The 12613-nt window shown below is 72.1% G+C and carries 10 protein-coding genes; 2 read left to right on the forward strand and 8 right to left on the reverse strand.

Going from position 1 to position 12613, the window contains the following annotated elements; translation table 11 throughout:
* The 6 genes from KBY47_RS17205 to rpe form a co-directional block, all read right to left on the reverse strand.
* On the reverse strand, window positions 1-1698 hold the full coding sequence (locus tag KBY47_RS17205; RefSeq protein ID WP_210922017.1) for an NAD(P)/FAD-dependent oxidoreductase: 1698 nt from the start codon (window positions 1696-1698) through the stop codon (window positions 1-3).
* Between the two features lie 42 nt (window positions 1699-1740).
* Complete coding sequence (locus KBY47_RS17210) at window positions 1741-2529, reverse strand: carbon-nitrogen hydrolase family protein (protein ID WP_210922018.1); 789 nt, start codon at window positions 2527-2529, stop codon at window positions 1741-1743.
* A gap of 188 nt (window positions 2530-2717) precedes the next feature.
* Entirely contained in the window at window positions 2718-3170 is a 453-nt protein-coding gene (locus tag KBY47_RS17215) for an Lrp/AsnC family transcriptional regulator (protein ID WP_033275118.1), read from the reverse strand.
* A gap of 90 nt (window positions 3171-3260) precedes the next feature.
* Window positions 3261-4703: a GuaB1 family IMP dehydrogenase-related protein gene (locus KBY47_RS17220; protein WP_210922092.1), complete on the reverse strand. Its 1443-nt coding sequence runs from the start codon at window positions 4701-4703 to the stop codon at window positions 3261-3263.
* Window positions 4704-4944: 241 nt separating this feature from the next.
* Complete coding sequence (locus tag KBY47_RS17225; RefSeq protein ID WP_210922019.1) at window positions 4945-5988, reverse strand: sugar-binding transcriptional regulator; 1044 nt, start codon at window positions 5986-5988, stop codon at window positions 4945-4947.
* A gap of 78 nt (window positions 5989-6066) precedes the next feature.
* Window positions 6067-6753, reverse strand: a complete 687-nt coding sequence (rpe, locus tag KBY47_RS17230; RefSeq protein WP_210922020.1) for a ribulose-phosphate 3-epimerase — start codon at window positions 6751-6753, stop codon at window positions 6067-6069.
* Between the two features lie 138 nt (window positions 6754-6891).
* Between rpe and KBY47_RS17235 the strand changes: the two genes are divergently transcribed.
* Window positions 6892-9063, forward strand: a complete 2172-nt coding sequence (locus KBY47_RS17235; protein ID WP_210922021.1) for an MMPL family transporter — start codon at window positions 6892-6894, stop codon at window positions 9061-9063.
* A 25-nt stretch (window positions 9064-9088) separates the two neighbouring features.
* Here the strand turns inward: KBY47_RS17235 and KBY47_RS17240 are convergent, their stop codons facing one another.
* On the reverse strand, window positions 9089-10507 hold the full coding sequence (locus KBY47_RS17240; protein WP_210922022.1) for an RsmB/NOP family class I SAM-dependent RNA methyltransferase: 1419 nt from the start codon (window positions 10505-10507) through the stop codon (window positions 9089-9091).
* A gap of 77 nt (window positions 10508-10584) precedes the next feature.
* The gene (gene fmt, locus KBY47_RS17245) at window positions 10585-11517 is read right to left on the reverse strand and encodes a methionyl-tRNA formyltransferase (RefSeq protein ID WP_210922023.1); all 933 of its coding nucleotides are present in this window, start codon (window positions 11515-11517) and stop codon (window positions 10585-10587) included.
* A 236-nt stretch (window positions 11518-11753) separates the two neighbouring features.
* Here fmt and KBY47_RS17250 point away from each other — a divergent pair, with 236 nt between their 5' ends.
* Window positions 11754-12296, forward strand: a complete 543-nt coding sequence (locus KBY47_RS17250; RefSeq protein ID WP_210922024.1) for a hypothetical protein — start codon at window positions 11754-11756, stop codon at window positions 12294-12296.
* Window positions 12297-12613 lie beyond the last annotated feature (317 nt).

The following is a 12613-nucleotide window of genomic DNA, read 5'->3' on the forward strand; positions in this document are numbered from 1 at the left end:
TCAGTCCTCCGGCAGCTCGACCGGCGCGATCTCGTCGTAGACGTCACCCGGACCGGGGTTGGTCGGGTCGGTCGCCCCGCCGAGCTGGTGCATGACGCCCCATACGGCGTTCAGCGCGGTGTGCACGGCGCCCTCGGCCCAGCCCGCCGTCCAGGAGATGTCGTCACCGGCGAGGAAGATGCCCCGCTTGTCGGCGGGCAGCCGGTCCTGCATGAAGTGGGTGAACAGGCGCCGCTGGTAGCGGTAGTGGCCGGGGAGGTTGGCCTTGAAGGCGCCCATGAAGTAGGGCTCGTTCTCCCAGGAGACCGTCACCGGGTTGCCGATGATGTGCTTCCTGATGTCGACCTTCGGATAGATCTCGCCGAGCGACTTCAGCATGACCTCCATCCGCTCGTTCGCCGACAGCGGCAGCCACTTCAGGCTGTCGTCGCACCAGGTGTACGACAGACAGATGACGGCGGGCTTGTCCGGGCCGTCGCCGAGGAGGTAGGTCCCGCGGGTCATCCGGTCGGTGAGGGTCATCGACATGACGTCCCGGCCGGTCCGCTCGTCCTTGTCCAGCCAGAACGGCCGGTCCACGGGCACGAACAGCTTGCTGGACTCCATGTAGTGGGTGCGCTCGATGGCGGTCCAGTGGTCGATCGGGAAGAGCGAGTCATCGCACTGGATCTTGGACAGCAGCATCCAGGACTGCGCGGTGAAGATCGCCGCGCGGTAGGTGCGGATGTCGCCCTTCGCGTCCGTCACCGTGATCCGGTTGCCCGCGGTGCGGTGCAGCCGGGTCACGGCCGGGCGGGGCTCGCCGCCCTCGTGCAGGCTCGCGAGCGAGGTTCCGTGGGCCCAGTGGACGACCTTCTGTGGTTCGCGTTCCCAGAGCCTGAGCGGCAGCTGCTGGGAGCCGCCGACGATGCCGCGGTGGTGGTCGTCGGCCTCGGTGTAGACGACGCGCAGGATCTCCAGGATGGAGTTGGGGAAGTCGGTGTCCCAGCCGCCGGTGCCGAAGCCGACCTGGCCGAAGATCTCCCGGTGCCGGAAGGACTTGAAGGCCTCGGAGTCACAGAGGAAGCCGTAGAAGGTCTGGTTGTCGAGCTTCTCGACGAGCCTCGCCCAGATCTCGCGGATGCGCGGCACGTCCCGCTCCCGCAGGGCGCGGTTCATGCCGGAGAAGTCGGCGCCCTCCTCCAGGCACCTGTTCCAGGCGGCGGCGACGTCCCGGTACACCTGGGGCAGGTCGTCGATGGTCTCGGCGTAGTGCGACTCGCCCTTGAGGTCGACGACGGTCGACGGGGTCGCCTCGGCGAGGGGGTTGGGGAAGGGCCTGGTCTCCAGGCCCACCAGGTCGATGTAGTGCTGGAGGGCGGTGGAGGACGGCGGGAAACGCATCGCCCCCATCTCGGCGGTGAGCGCCGGGTCGCAGCCGTCGAAGCCGACCGTGCGCAGCCGTCCGCCGATCTGGTCGGCCTCGTAGACCACCGGCTTCAGGCCCATCTTCATCAGCTCGTAGGCGGCGACGAGGCCGGACAGTCCGCCTCCGATGACGGCGACCTCGGTGCCGTGCTCGGTGGCGGGGACCTGGCCGAGGCCCGCCGGGTGGGCGAGGAAGTCGTCGTACGCGTACGGGAAGTCCGGGCCGAACATGGTGATCGGCGGCTGCTGCTCGTCTGCGTGCTCGACGGCGTTGGGCACGGTGGACGTCATGGTGGTGCGGACTCCTTGCGCGGAACTGGGGGAGCGGGTGGTTCAGATGAGGGAGCCGTACAGACCGGGGCGGCGGTCCTTCAGGTACGGGTTGGCCTCGCGGGAGGCGGCCAGGAAGGCGGGGTCGGCGTCGGCGAGGACGAGTTCCTCGGCGCGGCCGGCGCGGGTGCGGGCGATGCCGTCGGGTCCGGCGAGCGTGGACAGCCCGACGAACTCGAACTCGCCCTCGGCGCCGACGCGGTTGACGTACGCGACGTACATCTGGTTCTCGAAGGCCCGCACCGGCACGAGCGACTCGGCGACGAACTGGAACGGGTGCATCTGCGCCGTCGGCACCAGCAGCAGGTCGGTGCCCGCGAGGGCGTGGGCGCGGACGTTCTCCGGGAACTCCACGTCGTAGCAGATCATCAGACCGACGCGCAGACCGTTCAGCTCGGCCTGGACGACGGGCCGGTCACCCGGTGTGAAGTGGTCGCGCTCGAAGCAGCCGAAGAGGTGGGTCTTGCGGTAGTTGGCGAGCCGGGTGCCCTCGGCGGAGATCAGCTGCGCGGAGTTGTGCACGGTGTCCCCGTCGCGCTCCGGGTAGCCGTAGGCGACGGCGATGCCGTGCCGTCCGGCGATCTCGGCGACGGCGTCCGCGCCGTCCCCGTCGGCGGGCTCGGCGAGGCGGGCGATGTCGTCACCGATGGCGTACCCCGTGAGGAACATCTCCGGCGCGACCAGCAGCCCGGCCCCGGCGGCAGCGGCCCGCCCCGCGGCCTCGTCGAGGACCTTGAGGTTCCCGGCGGTCGAGCCGGGGTGACCGGAGCTTTGCAGCAGGGCGGTGCGCATGCGGTTCCTCACGCGGGCTGAAGGGAGTGGGGCGCCCCGGGAGAGATGGGTGCGGGGGCCACCTAGAAGGTACGGTCGACGCCCGCACCCGGACAAGAAGCCGCCGTTGCGTGTGCGTGGGCGGATCGTTGCGTGGTTCGGGCCGGTCGCGGCGATTCGTTGCGTGGGGGCCTGACGGGGGTCACCGGTCAGGTAGGTGACCCCGAGGAGAACCGTCGCAGCAGCGGCGAGAGCACCAGCACGGACTTGGTCCGCTCCACGAACGGCTCCCCGGCGATCCGCTCCAGGACCCGCTCGAAGTGCCGCATGTCGGAGGCGAAGACCTGGGCGACGGCGTCCGCGTCGCCGGTGACGGTGGACGCGGCGACGACCTCCTGGTAGCGCTCCAGACCGCGTTGGATGGTCTCCGGGGAGGTGTTGCTGCGGCAGTAGATCTCGACGAACCCCTCGGTCTCCCAGCCGAGGGCGGCCGGGTCCACCCGTACGGTGAAGCCGGTGATCGCCCCGGTGGCGCGCAGCCGGTCCACGCGCCGTTTCACGGCGGGCGCGGACAGGCCGACGAGCTGCCCGATGTCCGCGTAGGAGCGGCGGGCGTCCTCGGCGAGGGCGTGCACGATGCGTTCGTCGAGATCGTTCAGCACTGCGGGTCGTTCACTTCGCTTCGGCTCGGGCAGGAGGGGAGCGGCCGGGGGGCCGCACCCGCAGTAGATCACGCCGGGCCGGTACCCGGCTCAGCTCCAGCTGGCGTGCAGCGGCTTGCCCTCGGCGTAGCCCGCCGCGCTCTGGATGCCGACGACGGCCTTCTCGGCGAACTCCTCCAGGCTGGCGGCGCCGGCGTAGGTGCAGGAGGAGCGGACGCCCGCGATGATCGAGTCGACCAGGTCCTCGACGCCGGGGCGGGCCGGGTCCAGGAACATCCGGGAGGTGGAGATGCCCTCCTCGAACAGCGCCTTGCGGGCACGGTCGTAGGAGGACTCCTCGCTGGTGCGGTTGCGGACGGCACGCGCGGAGGCCATGCCGAACGACTCCTTGTAGTACCGCCCGCTGGCGTCCTGCTGGAGGTCGCCCGGCGACTCGTAGGTCCCGGCGAACCAGGAGCCGATCATGACGTTGGAGGCACCGGCGGCGAGCGCCATGGCCACGTCGCGCGGGTGCCGGACACCGCCGTCGGCCCACACGTGCTTCCCGTACTTCTTCGCCTCGGCGGCGCACTCCAGCACCGCGGAGAACTGCGGCCGTCCGACGCCGGTCATCATGCGGGTGGTGCACATGGCGCCCGGCCCGACCCCGACCTTGATGATGTCGGCGCCCGCCTCGACGAGGTCGCGCACGCCCTCGGCGGAGACGATGTTGCCCGCGACGATCGGCACCCGCGGGTCGAGCGCCCGCACCACCCTGATGGCGCTGATCATCGACTCCTGGTGGCCGTGCGCGGTGTCGATGACGAGGGTGTCGACGCCCGCGTCGAGGAGTTGCTTGGCCTTGCCCGCGACATCCCCGTTGATGCCGACGGCGGCGGCGATCCGCAGCCTGCCGTGCGCGTCCACGGCCGGGGTGTACAGGGTGGCGCGCAGCGCGCCCTTGCGGGTCAGGATGCCCGCCAGCTTGCCGTCGGCGTCCACGGCCGGGGCGTAGCGGCGGTTGTGCTGGTCGAGGGTGTTGAACGCCTCGCGCGGGTCGATGTCGGCGTCCAGCAGGAGCAGGTCCTTGGACATGACCACTTCGAGCTGGGTGAAGCGGTCGACGCCGCTGAGGTCGGCGTCGGTGACCACACCGACCGGGCGCCCCTCGTCGTCGACGACGACACCGGCGTTGTGCGCCCGCTTGGGCAGCAGGCCCAGCGCGTCGGCGACGGTCTGGTGCGGGGCCAGCACGATCGGGGTGTCCAGCACCAGGTGGCGGCTCTTCACCCAGGAGACGACATCGGTGACGACGTCGATCGGGATGTCCTGCGGGATGACCACCAGCCCACCGCGCCGGGCCATCGTCTCGGCCATCCGGCGCCCGGCGATGGCGGTCATGTTGGCGACGACGAGCGGAATGGTGGTGCCCGTGCCGTCCGGGGCGCTGAGGTCCACGCCCTGGCGCGAGCCGACGGCGGAGCGGCTCGGCACCATGAACACGTCGTCGTACGTCAGGTCGTACGAGGGCTGGATGTCGTTGAGGAAACGCACGTGCTGCACATCCCAGTCGATCAGAAGTGGCCCCCGGACAGGTCAGCCGGGGGAAAGAGCACGTACTTCATTGTCCCATGGCGTCCACGAAGCGGTGCACGGTCCGTTCCTCCAGGCTACGCAGGGTGCCCTGGGAGGATGCTCCAAGAGCGACCACCGCGTTCCGTCCTGTGCGGACGGCCGCGGCGGCACCCTTCGGCGCCACCACGGCCGTCTCCCGTTCCGCTCCCGTCCCGCCCGGTCAGGGCCCGTCGGGGTCGGCGCGGTTCAGCGCGGGCCGCGGCGCCGACCCGGCCGCCATCAGGTAGTCCGCGGCGGAGGTGTCCGTCACCAGGCTGGTGACGAGCCCCGACCGCAGCACCGCGTCGATCGCGGCCGCCTTCCGCTGCCCGCCCGCGATCGCCACGACCTCGGGGATACGGCGGAGCTGGTCGGCCTTGACCGTGATGCACCGCTCCCCCAGGTCCCGGCCGACCCGGCGCCCCTCGGAGTCGAAGAGGTGCGCGGACATCTCGGCGGCGACACCGAGCGAGGCGTAGTGCGCCCGCTCCTCGTCGCTGAGCATGTCGTGCACCGTCGAGATGCCCGGCTCCCAGGAGCCGATGGAGACGCAGGCGACCGTGACCTTGTCGAAGTACTCGAAGGCCCGGGCGATCCCGGTCTGGTGGCGCAGCGCCGCCGCGGTCGCCGCGTCGGGCAGCAGCATCGGCGCGTAGATGGGGTGGGCGTCGCCGCCGGACACCTGGGCGGCGCGGCGGACGGCCTCCACCGAGCCGCGCTCGGCGGTCCCGGCGTCGTACACCCCGGTCAGCTGGACCACCGTGCAGGGCGGCAGCCGGTCCAGGGCCGCCGCCATGTGGATGGTGGAGCGGCCCCAGGCCAGGCCCAGCACATCGCCCTCGTTGACGAGTTCGCCGAGCAGGTCGGCGGCCACCTCACCGAGGTTCTCGGGGTCCGGGGTCTCCTCCGCGTCGGCCGGGGACTCGACCACGACGGCGTGCCTGAGGCCGTACCGGGCGCGCAACGCGTCGGAGCGCTCGGCGTCCAGTTCGGCGGGGACTCGGATCTCGATCCGTACGAGATCCCGTTCGAGGGCGGTCTCCAGGACCCGGGCCACCTTGAAGCGGCTGACGCCGAACTCCTCGGCGATCTGGATCTTGGACTTTCCCTCGAGGTAGAAGCGGCGGGCCATGGCCGCCGCCTGCACCAGCTCAGCGGGTCCCATCCGCATGGCTGACCGGCCCGCCGACATACCCGACACGGCGATCTCCTCACTGCTGTTCACACTCTGGATACGCCGTTCATCCTTGCAGATACGGCGCGGTCGATCAGCCCTGCTGAGAGCCGTTCACGTTCCCGTGGCTCAGTGGCCGCATGCCCAGGACGCCGCCGCGGTGGCCGCCTCCGCCTGACTGCGCAGTGCACGTACCGCCTCGGCGGGGTCCTCGGCGCCGTACACGGCCGAACCCGCGACGAAGACGTCGGCGCCCGCGTCCGCGCACCGCTCGATGGTGGAGGCCGAGACACCGCCGTCCACCTGGAGCCACAGCTGGAGACCGTGCTTGCTGATCAACTCGCGGGTCCGCCGGATCTTCGGGAGCATGATGTCGAGAAACGCCTGCCCACCGAACCCGGGTTCAACCGTCATGATCAGCAGCATGTCGAGTTCGGGGAGCAGGTCCTCGTACGGCTCGATGGGCGTCGCCGGCTTCAGCGCCATGGAGGCGCGGGCGCCCTTGGCCCGGATCTCCCGGGCGAGCCGTACCGGCGCCGCGGAGGCCTCGACATGGAAGGTGACGGACCCGGCACCCGCCTCGACGTACTGCGGGGCCCACCGATCGGGGGCTTCGATCATCAGATGGCAGTCCAGCGGAGTGTCCGTCGCCCGCGCCAGGGACTCTACGACCGGAACGCCGAGCGTGAGGTTGGGGACGAAATGGTTGTCCATGACGTCGACGTGGAGCCAGTCGGCTCCCTGCACGGCCTTCGCCTCGTCCGCGAGGCGGGCGAAGTCGGCGGACAGGATGCTGGGGTTGATCTGCGCGGCCATGACCCAAGCCTGCCATGTCGCGGCGCTCGGCTGTCACGGCGGTCCCCGGTGGCTAGGGTTGCGTTTCGGCCGCGGGCCGGTTGTGGCTGGTCGCGCAGTTCCTCGCGCCCCTGAGGGGGCGTAGCCGTGGAGGTGGGTATGACGGGTCGACGGGGGATCGCGCATCTGGTGTGCGGGCGGCGGGCCAAGTGGCTGGTCCTGGGGCTGTGGGTGGTGGTGCTGCTGATCGTCGCACCGCTCGCGCAGAAGCTGACCGACGCACAGGACAACGACGCGCAGTCGTGGCTGCCGGGGTCCGCCGAATCCACCCAGGTTCTGGAGATCTCCGAGGACTTCAGGCCGGAGCAGATCCCGGCCGTCGTCATCTACGCCCGCGACGGCGGACTGACGGCCGAGGACCGGGCGCGGATCGCCGAGGACGTGCGGGAGCTGAAGCAGCTGCGCGACCACGGCATCCGGGGCGCCGAGACCCGCGGCCCGGTCTACGACCGGGAGACCGACCCCAGGGCCGCCCAGGTCTTCGTGCCGATCACCATGGACGAGCAGGGCTGGGAACGCATCTCCCCGGCCGTCGAGTCGATCCGCGACGACGTCGGCGAGAGCACCGGCGGCCTCGCCGTCCACATCACCGGCCCCGGCGGCACCTCCGCCGACTTCGCCGAGGCCTTCGAGGGCATCGACTCCACCCTGCTCTTCGCCGCGATGACCGTCGTCATCGTGATGCTGCTGATCACCTACCGCAGCCCCACCCTGCTGCTGGTGCCCCTGCTGTCGGTGATCGTCGCGCTGTTCACCGCCCAGGCGCTGGTGTACCTGCTCGCCGAGCACGGCGGGCTCACCGTCAACGGGCAGAGCGCGGGCATCCTGCTGGTCCTCGTCTTCGGCGCGGGCACCGACTACGCCCTGCTGCTGGTGGCCCGCTACCGCGAGGAGCTGCGCCGCCACCAGGACCGGCACGAGGCGATGGCGCTGGCGCTGCACCGCGCGGGCCCGGCGGTGATCGCCTCCAGCGCGACCGTCGTGCTGAGCATGCTGGTGCTGATGGCCGCCGAGATGAACTCGACCAGCGGCCTCGGCCCGGTCGCCGCCATCGGCGTCGCCGTCGCCCTGCTGGCGATGCTCACCCTGTTCCCGGCCCTGCTGGTGATCTTCGGCCGCTGGATCTTCTGGCCGGTGATCCCCCGCCACGGCGACCCCGACCCCACCGAACGCGGCGTCTGGGCCCGCACCGGCCGCCGTATCGCCCGCCGTCCGCGCATGGTGGGGGCGGTGACCGCGGGGGTCCTGGCGATCTGCTCCCTGGGGCTGATCCAGTTGCGCGCCGAGGGCATCAGCAACGCCGACGCGTTCACCGGCAAGCCGGACTCGATCGTCGGGCAGGAGGTCTCCGCGCGCTACTTCCCGGCGGGCAGCGGCGATCCGCTCGTCATCGTGGCCAACCAGCCGCAGGCCGAACAGGTGGGCCGGGCGGTGGCCGGAACACCCGGGGTGGTCCCGGAATCGCTGGGTCCGGCACCGGGCTCGAAGACCGTCCACGAGGGCCGGGTGCTGTTCGAGGCGACCATGTCCGACCCGGCCGACAGCGAGGCCGCGAAACAGACCGTGGAGCGGGTCCGGGACGCCGTGCACGAGGTGCCCGGCGCCGACGCCCTGGTGGGCGGCGGTACGGCCGCCCTGCTCGACATGGACAAGGCGACCACGCACGACAACATCCTGATCATCCCGCTGGTGCTGATCGTGGTGCTGCTGATCCTCTGCGTCCTGCTGCGCGCCCTGATCGCCCCGCTGCTGCTGATCGGCACGGTGATCCTGTCCTTCGCGGCCGCCCTCGGCATCAGTGCGCTGGCCTTCCGGTACCTCTTCGACTACGCGGGCGAGTCGACCGACTTCCCGCTGTTCGTCTTCGTGTTCCTGGTCGCCCTGGGCATCGACTACAACATCTTCCTCACCACCCGCATCCGGGAGGAGGCCGCCCGCCAGGGCACCCGCGCGGGCGTGGTGACCGGCCTCGCCGCCACCGGCGCGGTCATCACCTCGGCGGGCCTGGTCCTCGCGGGCACCTTCGCCGCCCTCGGCACCCTCCCCATGGTCGCCTTCGCGGAGATCGGCTTCGCGGTCGCCCTGGGCGTCCTGCTGGACACCTTCATCGTCCGCTCGGTCCTGGTGACGTCTCTGTTCCTGGACGTGGGCGAGAAGGTGTGGTGGCCACACCGCCTGGCTTTCTCAGCCCGTCCGGCGTTTGAGGACGAGGCCCGTCCAGGGCCGAAGGGGGGGCCTGGGGGCGGCAGCCCCCAGGGACGGGACGGGTAGGGGCGGCGGGGGCGACCCACCCACCTCAGCCCACCCGACGGATCACCGCAAGGTACATCGCGTCAGTCCCCTGCACATGCGGCCACAACTGCACGTCCGGCCCCTCCCCCAGCCCCGGCACCCCCGGGAACAACGGCCGCGCATCCACCAACTCCGTCTCCGGAAACTGCTTCAGCACATCCGCGACGACCGCCCGTGTCTCCGCGAGATGCGGCGAGCAGGTGGCGTACCCCACCACGCCCCCCACCCGCACGGACTCCAGCGCCGTCCGCAGCAACCCCCGCTGAAGCGGCGCGAACCCCTCCAGGTCCTCCGGACGCCGCCGCCACCGGGCCTCGGGCCGCCGCCGCAACGCCCCCAGCCCCGTACAGGGCACGTCCATCAGCACCCGGTCGAAGGTCCCGGGCCGCCACGGCGGCCGGGTCCCGTCGGCGGCGACGACCTGATACGGCCCCGGGTTGCCGTCCAGCGCCTTGGCGACCAGCCCGGCCCGGTGCGGCTGCTTCTCGGAGGCCAGCAACACGGCACCCCGCTCCGCGGCGAGTGCGCCGAGCAGCGCCGCCTTGCCGCCGGGCCCGGCGCACCCGTCGAGCCACCGCTCGTCCCGCCCGTCCAGCGGCGCGTTGGCCAGCGCGAGCGCGACGAGCTGGCTCCCCTCGTCCTGTACCCCGGCGCGCCCCTCCCGTACGGCTTCGACCGCCCCCGGCTCACCGCCCTCGGTGAGCCGCACGGCGTACGGCGACCAGCGACCCGGCTCTGCGGCGTCCTCCCGCAGCAGTTCCCCGGCCGTGGCCCGCCCCGGCCGGGCGACCAGCGTCACCTCGGGCCGTTCGTTGTCGGCGGCCAGCAGCTCCTCGATCCCGGCCCGCCCGCCACCGAGGGAGTCCCACAGTGCGGAGACCACCCAGCGCGGATGCGAGTGCACGACGGCGAGATGGTCCTCGGGGTCCTCGTCGTAGGGCGGCGCGACCCGCTCCAGCCAGCCGTCGAGATCGTGCTGGGCGACCTTGCGCAGCACGGCGTTGACGAACTTGGCGCGCCCGTCGCCGAGGACCACGCGGGCCAGCTCGACGGAGGCGGAGACGGCGGCGTGGCTGGGGATGCGGGTGCCCAGCAGCTGGTGCGCGCCGAGGCTGAGCACATCCAGCACCGGCGGATCGACCTCGCGCAGCGGCCGGTCGACGCAGGCCGCGATCACGGCGTCGTACGTGCCCTGCCGCCGCAGCGTGCCGTAGACCAGCTCGGTGGCGAGTGCGGCGTCCCGCCCGTCGAAGTCGCCCTGCTCACGCGCCTTGCGCAGCAGTGGCGGCAGCACGAGGTTGGCGTAGGCGTCCCGCTCGTCCACCGCGCGCAGCGCCTCGAAGGCGAGGACGCGGACGGGGTCCTTCTTGGGCCGCCGGTAGGGCTTGCCGGATGTGCGGGGCCGCCGGGAGGTGTCGCTCACGAAAGGTGCTCCGGAAACTCTGTATACGGTGTGCACCCAGCGTACGCCGCTGCCGCTCGCGCCCGGTCATCGCCGGGTCAGTCCCCCAGCCGCTCCCCGTCGGCGATCCGTACCCCGCGCGCCCAGTCCGCGGCCCGCATCGGCTTCTTGCCCTGCGCCTGCACCCACAGCAGCTCGACGGCGTGCGAGCCGGTGCCGACGTGGACGCTGTTCTTGCCCACGGACAGCTGCCCGGGCGCGAGATCCGTCCGCTCCGGCGTCGGCGCGACGTGCACGAGCTTGAGCCGCTCCCCGCGGAAGGTGGTCCAGGCGCCGGGAGCGGGCGTGCACCCGCGCACCACCCGGTCGACCCGCATCGCGGGCGTCGACCAGTCGACGCGGGCGTCCTCGACGGTGATCTTCGGAGCCAGGGTGACGCCGTCGGCGGGCTGCGGTACGGCCTTCAGGGTGCCGTCCTCGATGCCGTCCATGGTCGCCGCGAGCAGCCCGGCCCCGGCGAAGGCGAGCCGGGTCAGCAGGTCACCGCTGGTGTCGGCGGGCCGGACCGTCTCCGTCACCGTGCCGTACACGGGCCCGGAGTCGAGCCCCTCCTCGATGAGGAAGGTGGAGGCGCCGGTGATCTCGTCGCCCGCCATCACGGCGTGCTGCACGGGCGCCGCCCCGCGCCAGGCGGGCAGCAGCGAGAAGTGCAGGTTGACCCAGCCGTGCGCGGGGATGTCGAGGGCCACGCGGGGCAGCAGGGCGCCGTAGGCGACGACGGGACAGCAGTCCGGCGCGATCTCGCGCAGCCGCTCCAGGAACTCGGGGTCGCGCGGCCGGGCGGGCTTGAGCACCTCGATCCCGGCCTCCGCCGCCCGCTCCGCCACCGGGGAGGCGACCAGCCTGCGCCCCCGCCCGGCCGGGGCGTCCGGCCGTGTGACGACGGCGGCCACCTCGTGGCGCCCGGAGGCGATCAGGGCGTCCAGGGCGGGAACGGCGACCTCGGGGGTACCGGCGAAGACGAGCTTCATGAGCGGGCACGGGCCTCTCGGGCGGGACGAACGACGGGCAACGCACAAGTCTATGGCGAACGGAGAGCCGCGGAACGCTCCCGCGCGCATCCCGCGCCGGGGGCGTACGCATATGCCCTTACGCCCCTGGAGCGTGACCAGTCACGCAAAAAGGCGTTGGTCTAGAAAGAGTTGACCAACGGGCCGCGACAGCGGCCCGATCCTTTCTCCTCATCGCCGGTTCGAGAGGCTTGTTCATGGCCGACCACGCAACCCACGACGCCCAGGCTCGGGCCAGCCTGCACTTGCTGGTGCGCGACATCGAGCGGGTCCGCCGGCAGGTGGACGCACTGCGCACCCTCACCGCCCAGCTCGGCAACGTCTACCGCCCGCGCCGCTCCGGCCCCGCCACGGGCTTCGTCGTCTACGGACGCGCCCCCGCGCCGACCGTCCGTCTCGCCCAGGAACTGCGGGACAGTGTCGAGACCCTGGTGACGGCCGCGGTCGACTTCGACCGCTCGCTCGGCTTCTCGTGGGACGCGGTGGGCTCCGCCCTCGGGGTCACCAAGCAGGCGGTCCACCGCCGCTACGGCTCCCGTCGCGCCACCGCCCAGTCGGCCGCCGACGCCGAGCGCTCCACCGAACCCTCGGGCACCCGCACGGTCAGCGTGAACACCGGCATCCCGTCGATGCCCACGGTGCCCGCGGCCCGTTCGATGCCGACCCAGCCGACGGCGGGCAGCCCCGCCCTCCGCGAGGAGATCAGGCCAACGGCCTTCCCCGCCCCCCGCAACGGCTGACCCCCTACGGCTGCCCGCCAACTGCCCTCCCGGACCCGCCCCGGGAGGGCAGCCGTACCTACACCAGCCGCTGGAGCGGGGCCCACCCCGGCAGCTGAACTGCCATCTGCCACAGCCACAGACAACCGCCCGCCGGAGCCGCCCTCACCCCGACAGCTGAGCCGCCATCTACCGCAGCCGCACACAACCGCCCACCGGAGCCGCCCCCACCCCGACAGCTGAGCTGCCGTCTGCCGCAGCTGCGGGCAATCGTGCCGCTAGGGCGGCACGGGTGGGCGCAGCGGCACCCCGCGAGCGCCGGGCTGCGCAACGCCCCC

The sequence above is a fragment of the Streptomyces sp. B93 genome (assembly GCF_018070565.1).
Classification (GTDB): Bacteria; Actinomycetota; Actinomycetes; order Streptomycetales; family Streptomycetaceae; genus Streptomyces.

Coding starts and splice junctions, on each gene's coding strand:
- KBY47_RS17205 (WP_210922017.1), bottom strand. CDS start 1,698: ATGACGTCCACCGTGCCCAACGCCGTCGAGCACGCAGACGAGCAGCAG.
- KBY47_RS17210 (WP_210922018.1), bottom strand. CDS start 2,529: ATGCGCACCGCCCTGCTGCAAAGCTCCGGTCACCCCGGCTCGACCGCC.
- rpe (WP_210922020.1), bottom strand. CDS start 6,753: ATGGCCGCGCAGATCAACCCCAGCATCCTGTCCGCCGACTTCGCCCGC.
- KBY47_RS17235 (WP_210922021.1), top strand. CDS start 6,892: ATGACGGGTCGACGGGGGATCGCGCATCTGGTGTGCGGGCGGCGGGCC.
- fmt (WP_210922023.1), bottom strand. CDS start 11,517: ATGAAGCTCGTCTTCGCCGGTACCCCCGAGGTCGCCGTTCCCGCCCTG.
- KBY47_RS17250 (WP_210922024.1), top strand. CDS start 11,754: ATGGCCGACCACGCAACCCACGACGCCCAGGCTCGGGCCAGCCTGCAC.